At 59.4% G+C, this 18,309-nt stretch carries 17 protein-coding genes; 14 read left to right on the top strand and 3 right to left on the bottom strand.

Annotation, left to right across the window (positions count from 1 at the left end; genetic code table 11):
- The first annotated feature begins 126 nt into the window (after nt 1–126).
- The 7 genes from CD175_RS20165 (at nt 127) to CD175_RS20135 (ending at nt 5,761) form a co-directional block, all read left to right on the top strand.
- The gene (locus tag CD175_RS20165; protein ID WP_015097285.1) at nt 127–765 is read left to right on the top strand and encodes a peroxiredoxin; all 639 of its coding nucleotides are present in this window, start codon (nt 127–129) and stop codon (nt 763–765) included.
- Nucleotides 766–1,063: 298 nt separating this feature from the next.
- On the top strand, nt 1,064–1,657 hold the full coding sequence (gene ssuE / locus CD175_RS20160) for an NADPH-dependent FMN reductase (RefSeq protein WP_104450203.1): 594 nt from the start codon (nt 1,064–1,066) through the stop codon (nt 1,655–1,657).
- 105 nt (nt 1,658–1,762) lie between these two features.
- A complete protein-coding gene (locus CD175_RS20155; protein WP_104450202.1) occupies nt 1,763–2,743 on the top strand; it encodes a sulfonate ABC transporter substrate-binding protein in 981 nt (326 codons plus the stop codon).
- Nucleotides 2,744–2,768: 25 nt separating this feature from the next.
- Nucleotides 2,769–3,917 (top strand): FMNH2-dependent alkanesulfonate monooxygenase, encoded by a 1,149-nt coding sequence (gene ssuD, locus CD175_RS20150; protein ID WP_104450201.1) that lies wholly within the window; start codon nt 2,769–2,771, stop codon nt 3,915–3,917.
- 9 nt (nt 3,918–3,926) lie between these two features.
- Nucleotides 3,927–4,709 carry an aliphatic sulfonate ABC transporter permease SsuC gene (gene ssuC, locus CD175_RS20145; protein ID WP_007976348.1) on the top strand — a complete coding sequence of 261 codons (783 nt, stop codon included), beginning with the start codon at nt 3,927–3,929 and terminating at the stop codon, nt 4,707–4,709.
- The gene (gene ssuB, locus CD175_RS20140) at nt 4,706–5,512 is read left to right on the top strand and encodes an aliphatic sulfonates ABC transporter ATP-binding protein (RefSeq protein WP_104450200.1); all 807 of its coding nucleotides are present in this window, start codon (nt 4,706–4,708) and stop codon (nt 5,510–5,512) included. Before ssuC ends, ssuB begins: the two co-directional genes overlap by 4 nt.
- A gap of 33 nt (nt 5,513–5,545) precedes the next feature.
- Nucleotides 5,546–5,761: a TOBE domain-containing protein gene (locus CD175_RS20135; RefSeq protein ID WP_007967989.1), complete on the top strand. Its 216-nt coding sequence runs from the start codon at nt 5,546–5,548 to the stop codon at nt 5,759–5,761.
- Nucleotides 5,762–5,938: 177 nt separating this feature from the next.
- Here CD175_RS20135 and CD175_RS20130 read toward each other — a convergent pair whose 3' ends face one another.
- Together CD175_RS20130 and CD175_RS20125 are read right to left on the bottom strand one after the other, a co-directional pair.
- The gene (locus CD175_RS20130; RefSeq protein WP_104450199.1) at nt 5,939–6,577 is read right to left on the bottom strand and encodes a TetR/AcrR family transcriptional regulator; all 639 of its coding nucleotides are present in this window, start codon (nt 6,575–6,577) and stop codon (nt 5,939–5,941) included.
- 224 nt (nt 6,578–6,801) lie between these two features.
- Nucleotides 6,802–8,178: a glutamine synthetase family protein gene (locus CD175_RS20125; RefSeq protein ID WP_007976355.1), complete on the bottom strand. Its 1,377-nt coding sequence runs from the start codon at nt 8,176–8,178 to the stop codon at nt 6,802–6,804.
- Between the two features lie 667 nt (nt 8,179–8,845).
- Between CD175_RS20125 and CD175_RS20115 the strand changes: the two genes are divergently transcribed.
- The 7 genes from CD175_RS20115 (at nt 8,846) to CD175_RS20085 (ending at nt 17,288) form a co-directional block, all read left to right on the top strand.
- Entirely contained in the window at nt 8,846–10,204 is a 1,359-nt protein-coding gene (locus CD175_RS20115; RefSeq protein ID WP_007976357.1) for a glutamine synthetase family protein, read from the top strand.
- A 59-nt stretch (nt 10,205–10,263) separates the two neighbouring features.
- Nucleotides 10,264–11,628, top strand: coding sequence for an aspartate aminotransferase family protein (locus CD175_RS20110; RefSeq protein ID WP_015097273.1), 1,365 nt, complete (start codon nt 10,264–10,266; stop codon nt 11,626–11,628).
- Nucleotides 11,629–11,816: 188 nt separating this feature from the next.
- Complete coding sequence (locus CD175_RS20105; RefSeq protein ID WP_104450197.1) at nt 11,817–12,929, top strand: polyamine ABC transporter substrate-binding protein; 1,113 nt, start codon at nt 11,817–11,819, stop codon at nt 12,927–12,929.
- 241 nt (nt 12,930–13,170) lie between these two features.
- Nucleotides 13,171–14,268, top strand: a complete 1,098-nt coding sequence (locus CD175_RS20100; protein ID WP_007976363.1) for a polyamine ABC transporter substrate-binding protein — start codon at nt 13,171–13,173, stop codon at nt 14,266–14,268.
- Between the two features lie 73 nt (nt 14,269–14,341).
- On the top strand, nt 14,342–15,484 hold the full coding sequence (locus CD175_RS20095; RefSeq protein ID WP_104450196.1) for an ABC transporter ATP-binding protein: 1,143 nt from the start codon (nt 14,342–14,344) through the stop codon (nt 15,482–15,484).
- Between the two features lie 35 nt (nt 15,485–15,519).
- Nucleotides 15,520–16,401 carry an ABC transporter permease subunit gene (locus tag CD175_RS20090; RefSeq protein ID WP_240629020.1) on the top strand — a complete coding sequence of 294 codons (882 nt, stop codon included), beginning with the start codon at nt 15,520–15,522 and terminating at the stop codon, nt 16,399–16,401.
- Nucleotides 16,398–17,288, top strand: coding sequence for an ABC transporter permease subunit (locus CD175_RS20085; protein WP_104450194.1), 891 nt, complete (start codon nt 16,398–16,400; stop codon nt 17,286–17,288). The genes CD175_RS20090 and CD175_RS20085 overlap by 4 nt, the downstream gene beginning before the upstream one ends.
- A 148-nt stretch (nt 17,289–17,436) precedes the next feature.
- Here the strand turns inward: CD175_RS20085 and CD175_RS20075 are convergent, their stop codons facing one another.
- On the bottom strand, nt 17,437–18,078 hold the full coding sequence (locus CD175_RS20075) for an HD domain-containing protein (RefSeq protein ID WP_104450193.1): 642 nt from the start codon (nt 18,076–18,078) through the stop codon (nt 17,437–17,439).
- Nucleotides 18,079–18,309: the final 231 nt, after the last annotated feature.

The raw sequence follows: 18,309 nt of genomic DNA, 5'->3' as shown, positions 1-18,309 counted from the left end.
GTGCACGTCCAGTGAACAGATCTTTAATATTTCTTAATGATCTAAATAAATCGATATTTATTCTTTTTAATAGATAAAAAACACAGGCACAGTTGAACCCATCAAGCACTCACAAGGAGCAGCACCATGGGTCTCAGACTTGGCGATATCGCCCCCGATTTCGAACAGAACTCCAGCGCCGGCATCATCCGTTTCCATCAGTGGCTGGGCGATAGCTGGGGCGTGCTGTTTTCCCATCCGGCGGATTTCACGCCGGTATGCACCACCGAACTGGGTTTCACCGCCAGGCTCAAGGATGAGTTCGCGGCGCGCGGTGTCAAGGCTATCGCACTGTCCGTGGACCCTGTGGAGTCGCATCACAGATGGATCGAGGACATCAACGAGACGCAGAGTACTGTGGTCAACTTTCCGATCCTGGATGACGCCGACCGCAAAGTCTCGGACCTCTACGACCTGATCCATCCCAACGCCAACGACACCCTGACCGTGCGTTCGCTGTTCGTGATCGACCCGAACAAAAAGGTTCGGTTGACGATTACCTACCCGGCGAGCACCGGGCGCAATTTCAATGAAATCCTGCGGGTGATCGACTCGCTGCAACTCACCGACAACTACAAGGTGGCCACGCCGGCCAACTGGCAGGACGGTGATGAAGTGGTGATCGTGCCGTCGCTCAAGGATGAAGAGGAAATCAAACAGCGTTTTCCCAAGGGCTATCGTGCCGTCAAGCCTTACCTGCGCCTGACGCCGCAGCCCAATCGCTGATCCTTTTTTGTAGGAGCCGGCTTGCCGGCGATAGATACAACGCGGTGTATCAGATTCACCAGCCATCGCTGGCAAGCCAGCTCCTACAGGTATGTGTTCGGATGTTCTCTAAGCAGGGGATTTCAGGCCGTTTCGACGGCCTTTTTTTTGCCCGAATGAAGTCGATTCGTATATCTCTAAAATACATAACCAAATGAATAAATATGATTTATGGATATATAAATCAGCTGTTAAGGTCACTCCATCGAAGCGAGATCGCAAACCGCGAATCGCCAACACCGCTCAAGGAATCGTCTGAATGTTGGTCGTCTCACTCGGAGGCAGTCCCAGTCAACGCTCCCGTTCCGGGGTGCTGCTGGACCGCTCCAAGAGTTGGTTGCAAGAACAAGGCGTGGAGGTGGTGAGTTATCAGGTACGGGACTTCCCGGCCGAAGACTTGCTGCATGCACGCTTCGACAGCCCGAAGGTCATTGACCTGCTGCAACAGATTGAAAACGCCGATGGCCTGCTGATCGCTACGCCGGTGTACAAGGCTTCGTTCTCCGGCGCATTGAAAACCGTGCTGGATCTGCTGCCCGAACGCGCCCTGAGCCACAAGGTGGTGTTGCCGATGGCAACCGGCGGCAGCATCGCCCACATGCTGGCGGTGGACTACGCGCTCAAGCCGGTGCTGTCAGCGTTGAAAGCCCAGGAAATGCTCCACGGGATTTTCGCCGTCGACAGCCAGATCGCTTACGGCGAAGGCAGCGCCCTGGCGCAGTTGGCGCCGGAGCTGGAGCAACGCCTGAACGAATCGCTGGAGCTGTTTCTCAGCGCCATGGCACGACGGCCCAAGCCGCTCGATCCGAACCTGTTGAATGAACGTTTGTTGAGTGCTCGCTGGAGCATATGAACTCCACTGAACATTAGCCCCACCGAAAATTGAAGTACTGGCCTTACTCGCCCGCCAACGGGCAAGCAGGTGCAGCCAAAACCCAACTGCAAAAAGGAGAGCGCCATGCGCCCTGTCATTTTGCGTCGTGGTCTGGTCGCTCTGTTTGCTGCGGCTGTCACCTTCGGCGCCTTTACTCAAGCCCAGGCCGAGACGCTACGAATCGGCTATCAGAAATACGGCACCCTGGTGCTGCTCAAAGCCAAGGGCACCCTGGAAAAACGCCTCGCCGCCCAAGGCGTGGACGTGCAATGGACTGAATTCCCCGGTGGCCCGCAACTGCTTGAAGGCTTGAACGTCGGCTCCATCGACTTCGGCGTTACCGGTGAGACGCCGCCCGTGTTCGCTCAAGCGGCCGGCGCCGATCTGCTCTACGTCGCCTACGAACCGCCAGCGCCGCACAGTGAGGCGATCCTGGTGCCGAAGGACTCGCCGATCAAGTCGGTGGCAGAGCTCAAGGGCAAGAAAGTCGTGCTCAACAAGGGTTCCAACGTGCACTACCTGCTGGTGCGTGCACTGGAAGACGCCGGCCTCAAATACACCGACATCCAGACCGTCTTCCTGCCGCCGGCCGATGCCCGCGCTGCGTTCGAGCGTGGCAGTGTCGACGCCTGGGTGATCTGGGACCCCTACCAGGCCGCCGCCGAACAACAGTTGCAAGCGCGCACCCTGCGCGATGGCCAGGGCATCGTCGACAACCATCAGTTCTACCTGGCGACCAAACCCTACGCGCAAAAAAATCCCGAGGTGATCAAGACCCTGGTGGAAGAAGTGCGCGCAGTGGGCGAGTGGTCCTGGGCCAATCCTGAAGACGTGACCCAGCAGGTCTCGCCACTGCTCGGCCTGTCGGCAGACATCACCCGCACTTCGGTGAAACGCCAGGGCTACGGCGCGTTGTTCCTGACCCCGGAAGTGGTCGCGGCGCAGCAGAAAATCGCCGACACCTTCTACCAGCTCAAGCTGATTCCAAAGCAATTGAGCATCAAAGACGTGATCTGGACGCCGCCGGCAGCTGTTGCCCAAAGCTCAATTACGAAAGCCCAGTAAATCGATTCCCCTAGGAGACCACTCCATGAGCCTCAATATCTTCTGGTTCCTGCCTACCCACGGCGACGGCCATTACCTTGGCACCGCCGAAGGCGCACGCGCCGTTGACCACGGTTACCTGCAACAAGTCGCGCAAGCGGCGGACCGACTGGGTTTCGGCGGCGTGCTGATTCCCACCGGCCGCTCTTGCGAGGATTCGTGGCTGGTGGCGGCGTCGCTGATCCCGGTGACCCAGCGCTTGAAGTTTCTGGTTGCCCTGCGCCCCGGGATCATTTCCCCGACGGTGGCGGCGCGTCAGGCCGCGACCCTGGATCGTCTGTCCGGCGGCCGTGCGCTGTTCAACCTGGTGACCGGCGGTGATCCGGAGGAGTTGGCGGGTGATGGTCTGTTCCTCAGCCACGAAGAACGCTACCAGGCTTCCGTGGAGTTCACCCGTATCTGGCGCCGCGTGCTGGAAGGTGAAACCGTTGATTACGACGGCCAGCACATCAGCGTGAAGGGCGCGAAACTGCTCTATCCACCCATCCAGCAGCCGCGCCCGCCGCTGTACTTCGGCGGCTCTTCGGATGCCGCGCAAGACCTGGCTGCCGAACAGGTGGAAATGGTCCTGACCTGGGGCGAGCCGCCGGCCGCCGTGGCGGAAAAAATCGAACAGGTCCGCGCCAAGGCCGCGAAGCTCGGACGCACCGTGCGCTTCGGCATTCGCCTGCACGTGATTGTGCGCGAAACCAACGATGAAGCCTGGAAAGCCGCGGATCGGCTGATCTCCCATCTCGACGACGACACCATCGCTCGTGCCCAGGCGTCGCTGGCGCGCTTCGATTCGGTCGGTCAGCAACGCATGGCCGCATTGCATGGCGGCAGCCGCGACAAACTGGAAGTCAGCCCGAACCTGTGGGCCGGTGTCGGCTTGGTGCGTGGCGGTGCCGGTACGGCGCTGGTGGGCGATGGCCCGACCGTGGCCGCCCGCGTGAAGGAGTACGCGGACCTCGGCATCGACACCTTTATTTTCTCCGGTTATCCACACCTGGAAGAGTCGTACCGAGTCGCCGAACTGCTGTTCCCGCACCTCGATGTCGAGCGTACTGAGCTGGCGAAAAGTGCTGGCTACGTGAGTCCGTTCGGCGAGATGGTCGCCAACGACATCCTGCCCAAAGCCGCGTCCCAGAGCTGAGGCGCGGTCATGAAGAAAATCATCCACAGTCTCGCGCCCTGGGCGTTGCCGGTGTTGTTGCTGGCGGTGTGGCAGTTGAGTGTGTCGGCGGGCTGGTTGTCGACACGGATTCTGCCGGCGCCGGTTGCCGTGATCGAAGCTGGCGTGAGCCTGGTGCGCAGCGGCGAAATCTGGACGCACCTGGCGATCAGTGGCTGGCGTGCCGCGCTGGGTTTCACCATCGGTGGCGGCATCGGTTTGACCCTGGGTTTCATCACCGGTCTGTCGAAGTGGGGCGAACGCCTGCTCGACAGTTCGGTGCAGATGATCCGCAACGTGCCGCACCTGGCGCTGATTCCGCTGGTGATCCTGTGGTTCGGCATCGACGAGTCGGCGAAGATTTTCCTGGTGGCGCTGGGCACGCTGTTCCCGATTTACCTCAACACCTATCACGGCATCCGCAACGTCGACCCGGCATTGGTGGAGATGGCGCGCAGCTATGGCCTGACGGGTTTCAGCCTGTTCTGGCAGGTGATTTTGCCGGGGGCGCTGCCTTCGATTCTGGTTGGCGTGCGCTTCGCCCTCGGCTTCATGTGGCTGACGTTGATCGTCGCGGAAACCATCTCCGCCAGTTCCGGTATCGGTTATCTGGCGATGAATGCCCGGGAGTTCTTGCAGACCGACGTGGTGGTGCTGGCGATTCTGCTGTACGCGGTGCTCGGCAAACTGGCCGACCTCGCGGCCCGTGGACTTGAGCGCGTGTGGCTGCGCTGGCACCCGGCGTATCAGGTTGCCAAGGGAGGTGCGGCATGATCGCGGTACAACCTCCACGCCTGCTGCGCGGCATTCCGCTGGCGGTGCGCAAGCTGCAAAAAACCTTTGGCTCGCGGCAGGTGCTGCGCGAGATCGACTTGCACATTCCGGCGGGCCAGTTTGTCGCCGTGGTGGGTCGCAGCGGTTGCGGCAAAAGTACCTTGCTGCGATTGCTCGCCGGCCTTGACCGGCCCACCGGTGGTGATTTGCTCGCCGGTGCCGCGCCATTGAGTGACGCACGGGAAGACACGCGGCTGATGTTCCAGGAAGCGCGTTTGCTGCCCTGGAAAAAGATCATCGACAACGTCGGTCTGGGCCTCAAGGGTAACTGGCGGCCGCAAGCGCTTGAAGCCTTGGACGCGGTGGGCCTGGCCGACCGCGCCAACGAATGGCCGGCAGCGTTGTCCGGTGGACAGAAGCAACGCGTGGCTTTGGCCCGTGCGTTGATTCATCAGCCGCGCCTGCTGTTGCTCGACGAACCCCTGGGCGCTCTGGATGCCCTGACCCGAATTGAAATGCAGCAACTGATCGAACGGCTCTGGCAACAGCACGGCTTTACGGTGCTGCTGGTGACCCACGACGTCAGTGAAGCGGTGGCGATTGCTGATCGGGTGATCCTGATCGAAGACGGCGAAGTCGGCCTCGACCTGCACGTGGAACTGCCGCGCCCTCGAGTGCGCGGCTCCCACCGGCTGGCGGCGCTGGAAACCGAAGTCCTCAATCGCGTGCTGGCGCTGCCCGGCCAACCACCGGAGCCGGAACCTGTTTCACCCTTGCCTACGCAATTGCGCTGGGCTCAATAACTCAAGTCTTACCCAACGACAGGAATCAACATCATGACTATCAAGGCCATCAACGTTCGCAACCAGTTCAAAGGCTCCATCAAGGAAATCGTCCTCGGCGACGTGCTGTCGGAAATCGACGTGCAGACCGCTTCCGGCATCGTCACTTCGGTGATCACCACGCGCTCGGTGAAAGAGCTGGAACTGGCGGTGGGCAGTGAAGTGATCGCGTTTGTGAAATCCACTGAGGTGTCGATCGCCAAGTTGTAAGCCACATGCGTAAACAACAACCCCGAAGGGTTTGAGCCCTTCGGGGTTTTTTTGTGCGTGTGATTCATTGAGATCGGTGGCGCGGCCTTCGCGAGCAGGCTCGCTCCCACAGGGGAATGCATTTCAAATGTGGGAGCGAGCCTGCTCGCGAAGAGGCCAGTAAGGCCAATCAAGAAATCAGGATGGAATGCCGCGCTTGGGCAGATAGGGCGGCAGGTACAACCCCACATAAGCATCAAACACCCGCATCCCTTCCTCGGCCATGCGTGGCGTAATCTGCCCGTGCTGCTGCACCGAGCGCGCATACACCCGGTCGCCAAGCTCCATGGCCAGGGCGAACACATCGACATCACTCGGCAGCGTCGGCAGCTCGAAGTGGTGATCGAACAGCTTGTGCATCAGCTCGCCCAGTTCGAGGTCGTGCTGGCGGTCGGCCTGGGTGACTTCGGTAAGGCCGTGCTGGGCCAGAATGAGTTGGCGGGCGGCGGCGTCCTCAGCATAGATGTCGAGCATGCGTTGTTCCACCAGGCGTGACAGATCGCGCCAGCTGCCGAGGGCGTGATGATCGATGGGTGCTTGCAGGCACGCGCGGAAGGCCGCATGGACGTCGGCGGTCAAGGCTTCGAGCAGCGCCGGCACGCTGGCGAAGAAATGGTAGACCGAGGAGGGCGGAATCTCCGCGCGCTCGGCGACACTGTAGATCGACAGACTGGCCACGCCCTCGGCGGCCAACAGCGTGCGGGCCGCATCGAGTATCGAATCGATCCGGGCCTGGCTGCGTGCGCGGGGTTTGCGGGGGGTGGTTACGCGTGTCATTGGAGTCTCCTGCGGGGCAGGGGGCATTGTACGAGCAGGTCTGTGTGTTGTCTGCCAGGACGCCATCGCTGGCAAGCCAGCTCCCACGGGTTATGTGTCGACCACAAGATCTGTATTCGCTAAAGATCCACTGTGGGAGCTGGCTTGCCAGCGATCCGCCGAAGGCGGCCATAAAAAAACGCCGCAGGCTGTGAAGCCGACGGCGTTTTCTCTACCGCAACCGCTTACACGGTATGCAGGTACCAGTTGTACTCGAGGTCGGAGATGGAGTGTTCGAACTCCTCCAGCTCGCTCTCTTTACAGGCCACGAAGATATCGATGTATTTCGGATCGATGTACTTGGCCATGACTTCGCTGTCGTCCAGCTCGCGCAGCGCATCACGCAGGTTGTTCGGCAGGCTTTGCTCGTTCTGCTCGTAGCTGTTGCCTTCGACCGGAGCGCCAGGCTCGACCTTGTTGACCAGACCGTGGTGCACGCCCGCCAGGACCGAAGCCATCAGCAGGTACGGGTTGGCATCGGCGCCGGCCACGCGGTGTTCGATGCGCACGGCATCGGCAGAGCCGGTAGGCACGCGAATCGCTACGGTACGGTTGTCCAGGCCCCAGCACGGCGAGTTCGGCACGTAGAACTGTGCGCCGAAACGACGGTAGGAGTTGACGTTCGGGCAGAGGAAAGCCATCTGCGCCGGTAGGGTCTCGAGCACACCGCCGATCGCGTGACGCAGTGCGGCGTTCTGCTCGGGATCCTCACTGGCAAAAATGTTCTTGCCGTCTTTGTCGAGAATCGAGATGTGGACATGCAGACCATTACCCGCCTGGCCCGGGTAAGGCTTGGCCATGAAGGTGGTGTCCATTTCATGGTCGTAGGCGATGTTCTTGATCAGGCGCTTGAGCAGGACCGCGTAGTCGCAGGCCTTGATCGGATCGGCCACGTGGTGCAGATTCACTTCGAACTGCGCCGGGGCACTTTCCTTGACGATGGCGTCGGCCGGAATGCCTTGCTCTTTGGCACCTTCCAGAATGTCCTGGAGGCAATCGACGTATTCGTCGAGGTCGTCGATCAGGTAGACCTGGGTCGAGTGCGGACGTTTGCCGGAAACCGGTGAGCGAGGTGGTTGCGGACGACCGTTCACGTTCTCCTGGTCGATCAGGTAGAACTCCAGTTCGAACGCGGCGCAGATGGTCAGGCCCATTTCGTCGAACTTGCGCACCACATTGGCCAGCACTTCACGCGGGTCGGCGAAGAAGGGTTCGCCTTCGAGTTCGTGCATGGTCATCAACAGTTGCGCGGTTGGGCGCTTCTGCCATGGCTCGTTGCACAGGGTATCGGGAATTGGATAGCAGATTCGGTCAGCATCGCCGATGTCCAGGCCCAGGCCGGTGCTTTCCACCGTCGAGCCGTTGATATCCAGAGCAAATAGAGAGGCCGGCAGGTTGATGCCTTTCTCGTAAACCTTGTGGAGGCTGGTGCGTTCGATGCGCTTGCCGCGCACCACACCATTCATATCCGCAATCAGAAGGTCAACGTACAGAACCTCAGGATGTTCCTTAAGGAACGCGTTCGCTTCGTTAAGCTGAACGGCACGCGGGGGTACCGACATGATGCAACACCTTTGTTGTTAAAAATATCAATCATTGATCTTTTCTGGTTTCAGTCAACCCGAACGGCATGCCGAAGTCAAGCGAGGCCTTTTTTGCCCTAAAAAAGCACCCGTGTGGCTTTTTTGAGGCACTTTGGGGCGTTTTTATGACCTTGGTCTCTATGGCGCCCGCAGGCTTGAGCGGGCCGTGTTGTATTTTTTACGGGGGTGTTGTGTAAAAAAATGAACAAGGCTAAGCTCGAATCAAACCCATAACAGCAATAATACCGGGGTGCTTCATGTCTCGCCTGCCGATAATCGGCGTCACCGACTGCTCAAGACAGGTCGGTCGGCATGTTTATCACATCAGTGATGACACGTCCGTCCGTTCCGTGGTCCCGGCGCTTGCGGTGATCCTCCCATCCGCGACGGTTCAACCGTCCCCGTCCGATATTCTGGACGGTCGCGATGGCACCCCCATTACGGTTACTCCATTCAATATAGAACCGATTCACAATAGCGGCCTGACCATCGTTCGGGGCTTCGCTCGTGATTCTGCACGCCCGGCCTCTGCGGCAGTGTTGGCAAACACGATAATCTGCCGCGCAAACGCTCTACAACGCGACGCCGATGCGTCAAACAACGCCTGACCTTAAAAGGGTCAGACAACTCAAGCCTAGAGGCATTTATGAGTAACAACCTCGACCAGCTCACCGATTGGTTGAAAAACCACAAGATCACAGAAGTCGAATGCATGATCGCCGACTTGACCGGGATTACCCGGGGCAAGATTTCGCCGACCAACAAATTCATCGCCGAAAAAGGCATGCGCTTGCCAGAAAGCGTTCTGCTGCAGACCGTGACCGGCGATTACGTCGAAGACGACATCTATTACGAACTGCTCGACCCGGCCGACATCGACATGATCTGCCGTCCCGACCAGAGTGCGGTGTACCTGGTGCCGTGGGCCATCGAGCCGACCGCCATCGTTATCCACGATTCCTACGACAAGCAAGGCAACCCGATTGAGCTGTCGCCGCGCAACGTGCTCAAGAAAGTCCTGAAACTCTATTCCGACAAAGGCTGGCAGCCCATCGTGGCGCCGGAAATGGAGTTTTACCTGACCAAGCGCAGCGACGACCCGGACTACCCGCTGCAGCCGCCGGTCGGTCGCTCCGGTCGCCCGGAAACGGGGCGTCAGTCGTTCTCCATTGAAGCGGCGAACGAGTTCGATCCGCTGTTCGAAGACGTCTATGACTGGTGTGAACTGCAGGACCTTGACCTCGATACGCTGATTCATGAAGACGGCACGGCGCAGATGGAAATCAACTTCCGTCACGGTGATGCCCTGTCCCTGGCCGACCAGATCCTGGTGTTCAAGCGCACCATGCGCGAGGCTGCGCTCAAGCACAACGTGGCCGCGACCTTCATGGCCAAGCCAATGACCGGCGAGCCGGGCAGTGCCATGCACTTGCACCAGAGCATCATCGACATCGAGACCGGCAGGAACATCTTCTCCAATGATGACGGGACCATGAGCCAGCTGTTCCTGCACCACATCGGTGGCTTGCAGAAACTCATTCCCGAGCTGTTGCCGCTGTTCGCCCCCAACGTCAACTCGTTCCGCCGCTTCCTGCCCGATACCTCGGCGCCGGTGAACGTGGAGTGGGGCGAAGAGAACCGCACCGTGGGCCTGCGGGTTCCGGATGCCGGGCCGCAGAACCGTCGGGTGGAAAACCGCCTGCCGGGCGCCGATGCCAACCCGTACCTGGCGATTGCCGCGAGCCTGCTCTGCGGGTACATCGGCATGGTTGAAGGCCTGAATCCGAGTGCGCCGGTGGTAGGGCGTGGCTATGAACGCCGCAACCTGCGCCTGCCGCTGACCATCGAAGACGCGCTGGAACGCATGGAAAACAGCGCGACCATCGAGCGCTACCTTGGCAAAAATTTCATCACTGGCTACGTCGCGGTCAAGCGGGCCGAGCATGAAAACTTCAAGCGCGTGATCAGTTCGTGGGAAAGGGAATTCCTGCTCTTTGCCGTCTGATACGCCAGGCGCCGTTGTCCTCTAATGGCGCCTTCACCTGATTTTTTTAGGAGATTCGTATGACCAGCAACAATCCGCAAACCCGTGAATGGCAAACCTTGAGCAATGATCACCACCTGGCCCCGTTCAGCGACTTCAAACAGCTGAAAGAGAAAGGCCCGCGGATCATCACCAACGCCAAGGGCGTTTACCTCTGGGACAGCGAAGGCAACAAGATCCTCGACGGCATGGCCGGCCTGTGGTGTGTCGCGATTGGTTATGGTCGCGATGAACTGGCCGATGCCGCCAGCAAACAGATGCGCGAGCTGCCTTACTACAACCTGTTCTTCCAGACGGCGCACCCGCCGGTACTGGAACTGGCCAAGGCCATCGCCGACATCGCGCCGCAAGGCATGAACCATGTGTTCTTCACCGGTTCCGGCTCTGAAGGCAACGACACCATGCTGCGCATGGTTCGCCACTACTGGGCGATCAAGGGCCAGCCGAACAAGAAAGTCATCATCAGCCGCAAGAACGGCTATCACGGTTCCACCGTGGCCGGCGCGAGCCTGGGTGGCATGACGTACATGCATGAACAGGGCGACTTGCCGATCCCGGGCATCGTTCACATTGCCCAGCCGTACTGGTTCGCCGAAGGCGGCGACATGACCCCGGAAGAATTCGGTGTATGGGCGGCCAACCAACTGGAAGAAAAGATTCTGGAAGTCGGCGTCGACAACGTCGGTGCCTTTATTGCCGAGCCGATCCAGGGCGCCGGTGGCGTGATCATTCCGCCAGACACCTACTGGCCGCGCATCAAGGAAATCCTCGCCAAGTACGACATCCTGTTCGTGGCTGACGAAGTGATTTGCGGTTTCGGTCGTACCGGCGAATGGTTCGGCAGCGATTTCTACGGCCTCAAGCCAGACATGATGACCATCGCCAAGGGCCTGACCTCGGGCTACATCCCGATGGGTGGCCTGATCGTGCGTGACGAAGTGGTGGAAGTCCTGAACGAAGGCGGCGACTTCAACCACGGCTTCACTTACTCCGGTCACCCGGTGGCGGCTGCGGTGGCGCTGGAAAACATCCGCATCATGCGCGACGAGAAAATTATCGAGCGCGTCCATGCAGAAACGGCACCGTATTTGCAAAAGCGTCTGCGGGAACTGAACGATCACCCGCTGGTGGGTGAAGTTCGCGGGGTCGGTTTGTTGGGGGCCATCGAACTGGTCCAGGACAAGGCCACGCGCAAGCGTTATGAGGGCAAGGGCGTCGGCATGATCTGCCGCCAGTTCTGCTTCGACAACGGCCTGATCATGCGCGCCGTCGGCGACACCATGATCATCGCTCCGCCACTGGTGATTACACCGGCGGAAATCGATGAGCTGGTAACCAAGGCTCGCAAGTGTCTTGACCTGACCCTGAGTGCATTGCAGGGCTAAGTGCTAGGCTCTGAGCGGAAGTCCGAAGTTCTGCATATGAAGTAGGAACTTTCGCTCAGAACTGTCAGAAAGCGTGGCCGTTTCCTTGAAAGACCGATGTGGATCTTGCCAGACTAGCCGCGGTTCCAGTTGCCCGGGTTCGGTCGCTGAACAAGTGGTTCAAAAAAGAAAAATTTGGAGCATTACGCATGAAGGCACTAGGTAAAAAGCTCGCTGGCAAGACTCTGCTTGCCATGTCCGTGATGGGGTTGATGGCGGGCGCGGTTCAGGCCGATGACAAAGTACTGCACGTGTACAACTGGTCCGACTACATCGCACCGGACACCGTCAAGAAGTTTGAAGACGAGTCGGGCATCAAGGTTGTCTATGACGTCTTCGACAGTAACGAAACCCTGGAAGCCAAGTTGCTGGCAGGCAAGTCCGGCTACGACATCGTCGTACCGTCGAACAACTTCCTGGCCAAGCAGATCAAGGCTGGCGTCTACCAGAAGCTGGACAAGTCCAAGCTGCCTAACTGGAAGAACCTGAACACCGACCTGCTCAAGGCCGTTTCCGTGAGCGACCCGGGCAACGAGCACGCCTTCCCGTACATGTGGGGTTCGATCGGTATCGGCTTCAACGCCGAGAAGGTCAAGGCAGCACTGGGTGCCGACGCACCGGTCGATTCCTGGGACCTGATCTTCAAGCCTGAAAACGCCGCCAAGCTGAAAGCGTGCGGTATCAGCCTGCTGGACTCGCCAACCGAGATGATTCCGGTGGCGCTGCACTACCTGGGCCTGCCAACCGACAGCCAGAAGAAAGAAGACATCGACAAGGCTGAAGCGCTGATCATGAAGGTCCGTCCTTCGATCGCCTACTTCCACTCGTCCAAGTACATCTCCGACCTCGCCAACGGCAACATCTGCGTGGCTGTGGGTTACTCGGGTGACATTTACCAGGCCAAATCCCGCGCTGCCGAAGCCGGTGACAAGGTGAAAGTCAGCTACAACATTCCGAAAGAAGGTGCCGGCAGCTTCTACGACATGGTCGCCATCCCTAAAGATGCCGAAAACGTCGAAGGCGCCTACAAGTTCATGACCTTCCTGCAGAAGCCGGAAATCATGGCTGAAATCACCAACGCCGTGCGTTTCCCGAACGGTAACGCGGCTGCAACTCCGTTGGTCGATAAAGACATCACCAGCGACCCGGGCGTTTACCCGCCGGCGGACGTGCTGGCCAAGCTGTACGCGATTGCCGACTTGCCGGCCGCGACCCAGCGGATCATGACCCGCAGCTGGACCAAGATCAAATCGGGTAAATAAGTAAAACCCCTGTAGGAGCGAGCCCGCTCGCGATGAACCTGAGAGCACCGCTGGGTGTCAGGCACCCAGCGTCATCGTTGACGACCATCGCGAGCGGGCTCGCTCCTACAGGTATCTGCATAAAAGTTTTGCTGGAACGGTTTTTCGAGGGTAAGTTGCGCGCCGGTTTTGTTGCTGGGCAATCACGGTTGTCATGTAACGCGGGGCAACTTGGGCCCAACTAATTTTAGAGGACCTCCACGTGCCTATTTTTTCTTTGTTGCGCAATGCCATGCTGGTCGGCGCCGGGCTGACGATTGCGGTCAGTGTCCAGGCCGCCGGCACCGTGCATATTTATAACTGGTCGGACTACATCGGCGAGAGCACTCTGGCGGACTTCCAGAAAGAGACCGGGATCAAACCGGTCTACGACGTCTTTGACTCCAACGAAACCCTGGAAGGCAAGTTGCTGGCCGGGCATACAGGGTATGACGTGGTCGTGCCGTCCAATCACTTCCTCGGCAAGCAGATCAAGGCCGGTGCTTTCCAGAAGCTCGACAAGTCGCAGCTGCCGAATTACTCGAACCTCGACCCGGTGCTGCTCAAGCGCCTGGAGCAGAACGATCCGGGCAACCTGTACGCCGTGCCGTACCTGTGGGGCACCAACGGCATCGGTTACAACGTCGACAAGGTCAAGGCCGTGCTGGGCGTCGACAAGATTGACTCCTGGAGCGTGCTGTTCGAGCCCGAGAACATCAAGAAGCTGCACAAATGCGGCGTGGCGTTCCTCGATTCCGCTGATGAAATGATGCCGACAGTCCTTAACTACATGGGCCTGAACGCCAACAGCACCAACGAGGAAGACTACAAGAAGGCGACCGCCAAGTTGCTGGCCGTGCGTCCCTACGTTACCTACTTCAACTCGTCCAAGTACATCACCGACCTGGCCAACGGCGATATCTGCGTGGCGGTCGGGTTCTCCGGCGACATCTTCCAGGCCCGCAACCGTGCCCAAGAAGCCAAGAAAGGCATCAACATCGCCTACGCCATTCCGAAAGAAGGCGGCGCTCTCTGGTTTGACATGCTGGCGATTCCGAAGGATTCGGCCAACCCCAAGGAAGCCCACGCGTTCATCAATTATTTGCTGAAACCCGAGGTTATCGCCCAGGTCAGCGATTACGTCGGCTATGCCAACCCTAACCCGGGGTCGGACAAACTGATGGAACAGTCCATTCGCACCGACGAAGCGGTTTATCCACCGCAAGAGGTGCTCGACAAGACCTACGTGTCCGTCGAGCTGCCACCGAAGATTCAACGCTTGATGACCCGCAGCTGGACCATGGTCAAGTCGGGTAAATAGTTTCAAGGCTCAGACTATCCAAAGTTGGCTCACCTTGAGCGAACTGCACTCTTTTTTTTTGGGAGTTTCGTAAATGGCAGTTGCCTCCGGCGCCTATAAGAAAGCCCTCGAGGGCGACCAGCAACCTAAACAGGTGCTGGTCAAAATCGACCGGGTCACGAAGAAGTTCGACGAGACGATTGCCGTGGACGACGTGTCCCTGGAAATCAAGAAAGGCGAGATCTTCGCCCTGCTCGGCGGCTCGGGATCGGGCAAGTCCACATTGCTGCGCATGCTCGCAGGTTTCGAACGGCCCACGGAGGGGCGCATTTTCCTCGATGGCGTAGACATCACCGACATGCCGCCCTACGAGCGGCCGATCAACATGATGTTCCAGTCCTACGCCCTGTTCCCGCACATGACCGTGACGCAGAACATCGCCTTCGGCCTCAAGCAGGACAAATTGCCTGCCGCCGAAGTCGATGCGCGAGTGGCCGACATGCTCAAGCTGGTGCAGATGAGCCAGTACGCCAAGCGCAAGCCGCATCAGTTGTCCGGCGGCCAGCGTCAGCGTGTGGCCCTGGCCCGTTCCCTGGCCAAGCGCCCGAAGCTGCTGCTGCTCGACGAACCGATGGGCGCACTGGACAAGAAGCTGCGTTCGCAGATGCAGCTGGAGCTGGTGGAGATCATCGAGCGCGTCGGCGTAACCTGCGTCATGGTGACCCACGACCAGGAAGAGGCCATGACCATGGCCGAGCGCATCGCGATCATGCACCTGGGCTGGATCGCCCAGATCGGCAGCCCTATCGACATCTACGAAACCCCGACCAGCCGCCTGGTCTGTGAATTCATCGGTAACGTCAACATCTTCGACGGTGAAGTGATCGACGATGCCGAGGGTCACGCGATCATCACCTGCAAGGACCTCGACCGGAAGATCTATGTGGGCCACGGCATCAGCACCTCGGTGCAAGACAAATCCGTGACCTACGCGATCCGTCCGGAAAAACTGCTCGTGACCCCGACCATGCCGACCTGCGAATACAACTGGTCCAGTGGCAAGGTGCACGACATCGCCTACCTCGGCGGCCACTCGGTGTTCTACGTCGAATTGCCGAGCGGCAAGATCGTCCAGTCCTTCGTCGCGAACGCTGAGCGCCGTGGCCAGCGGCCGACTTGGGGTGATCAGGTCTACGTGTATTGGGAAGACGATAGCGGCGTGGTACTTCGCTCATGAACATGCGCAAATTCAAACGCCGCCTCAATCGAATAATTCCCGGTGGCCGTCAGATGGTCATCGGGGTTCCCTTCATCTGGCTGTTCCTGTTCTTCATGCTGCCGTTCTTCATCGTCTTGAAGATCAGCTTCGCCGAAGCGGACGTGGCCATTCCTCCCTACACCGAAATCTACAGCTACGCCGAGCAGAAGCTGCAGTTGCTGCTTAACCTGGGCAACTACGCGATGCTGGCCGGTGACGAGCTGTACATCGCTGCTTATCTCGGGTCGTTGAAGATGGCGCTGTTCAGCACCATCCTCTGCCTGCTGATCGGCTACCCGATGGCCTACGGCATCTCCGTTGCCCGCAAGGAAGTGCAGACGGTGCTGGTGCTGCTGATCATGATGCCGACCTGGACCGCGATCCTGATCCGCGTGTATGCCTGGATGGGCATCCTCAGCAACAACGGCCTGCTCAACGGTTTCCTGATGAGCATGGGCTGGATCAACGAGCCGCTGCAGATCCTCAACACCAACCTGGCGGTCTACATCGGTGTGGTTTATTCCTACCTGCCGTTCATGATCCTGCCGCTGTACGCCAACCTGGTGAAGCACGACCAGAGCCTGCTGGAAGCCGCGTCGGACCTGGGTTCGAGCACCTTCAACAGCTTCTGGAAAATCACCGTGCCGCTGTCGAAAAACGGCATCATCGCCGGCTGCATGCTGGTGTTCATCCCGGTGGTGGGCGAGTTCGTGATTCCGGAACTGCTCGGCGGCCCGGAAACCCTGATGATCGGTAAAGTGCTCTGGCAAGAGTTCTTCAACAACCGTGACTGGCCGGTGGCGTCTGCCCTGGCGGTGGTGATGCTGGCGATCCTGATTGTGCCGATCATCCTGTTCAACCGCAGTCAGGCCAAGGAAATGGAGGGTAAAGAATGAAGCGCTTCCGTTTCTCCAGCCTGATGCTGGTAGTGGGTCTGTTGTTCATCTACCTGCCGATGCTGATCCTGGTGATCTATTCGTTCAACGCCTCGAAACTGGTGACGGTGTGGGGCGGTTGGTCGATCAAGTGGTACGTCGGCCTGCTCGACAACTCGCAACTGATGGGCTCGGTGGTGCGCTCGCTGGAAATCGCCTGCTACACCGCCGTCGCGGCAGTGGCGCTGGGGACCCTGGCGGCGTTCGTCCTGACGCGTATTACGCGCTTCAAGGGTCGTACCCTGTTCGGTGGCCTGGTGACCGCGCCGCTGGTGATGCCTGAGGTGATCACCGGTCTGTCGCTGTTGCTGCTGTTCGTGGCCATGGCGCAGATGATCGGCTGGCCACAGGAACGCGGCATCGTCACCATTTGGATCGCCCACACCACGTTCTGTGCGGCCTATGTGGCGGTGGTGGTTTCGGCACGCTTGCGCGAGCTGGACCTGTCCATCGAAGAAGCGGCCATGGACCTGGGCGCGAAACCGTGGAAAGTGTTCTTCCTGATCACGATCCCGATGATCGCACCGTCGCTGGCAGCGGGCGGCATGATGTCGTTCGCCCTGTCGCTGGATGACCTGGTGCTGGCGAGCTTCGTGTCGGGCCCGGGGTCCACGACCCTGCCGATGGAAGTGTTCTCGGCGGTACGTCTGGGCGTGAAACCCGAGATCAACGCCGTGGCCAGCCTGATCCTGTTGGCCGTGTCGATCGTGACTTTCCTGGTCTGGTTCTTCAGCCGTCGCGCCGAAGAAGGCCGTCGTCGTGCGATCCAGCAAGCGATCGAAGAAGCGGCCGCCGATTCGTGGAAGCAACCGGACGTGCGTCGCGCGCAGGCACCGGAAGCGGCTTGAGCCTGAAATCGGGTTGACCACAACACTGCGGTCAACCCGACCCCCTGTGGGAGCGAGCTTGCTCGCGATAGCGGACTGACATTCAACATCGATGTTGACTGTGATGCCGCCATCGCGAGCAAGCTCGCTCCCACAGGTTCTTTGGCGGTCAGGAAATCCAAGGGGATTGGCGAATGACCTCGACGAAATTCATCGGCTTGAATCCCGGCTCCTGATCCACCAGCACATCCGTCTTCACATTCCCGAACGTAGTCTGCGGACGATGACGCAATCCATCGGCAAACGCGCAGATGATGCACTCCTTGAACCCCTCGCCCCGTGGATGCGCATGCACCACCGCTTCACGCTGCACGGTGGAGAATGCCGCGTAGTCCATGCCCAGCACGTCCATCTCGACACCCGCCGTTACCAGTGCCACGGTGGGCCGCAAGTGTTGAGGAACGCCCGGTGTGGTGTGCAGGGCAATCGAAAGCCAGACCTGTTCGATATCGTCGTCGCTCAGCCCGTAAGGCTTGAGAAATGCGGCTGCCGCATTGGCGCCGTCGACTTCGAAACGCTCGTTGTCGCTGCGGTGACCCTCCATCAGGCCCAGGTCATGGAACATCGCGCCGACGTACAGCAACTCCGGGTTGTAGGCCAATTGCTTGCGCTCGCCGCTCAGGGTGCCGAACAGAAAGACCCGACGTGAGTGGTGGTAGAGCAGGTCCGATTCGATGTCACGGATGTACTCGGTGGTGGCCTTGGCCAGCGCGCTGTCGGGGATCCTGATGCCGGCGATGGTGGTGCTCATGGAGTTTTCCTCGTCGTGAACGCCTGGGTGGCGCTGAGGGTTCCAGTCTGTTCCGCCCCCCGAAACCGGACAATCGCGCCATGGCTGCGATCCCGGCCAATGAGCATGCATATCGCGCCAACCTCGCTTGTTGCGCCTGGTTTGGCTAGGGTGCATGCAAACCCTGTAGGAGCGAGCTTGCTCGCGATGGTCGTCAACGATAACGCGGGGAACCTGATACCCCGCGGCGTC

It is taken from the genome of Pseudomonas laurylsulfatiphila, assembly GCF_002934665.1.
Classification (GTDB): Bacteria; Pseudomonadota; Gammaproteobacteria; order Pseudomonadales; family Pseudomonadaceae; genus Aquipseudomonas; species Aquipseudomonas laurylsulfatiphila.
This window is presented reverse-complemented; position numbering and strand designations above follow the sequence as displayed.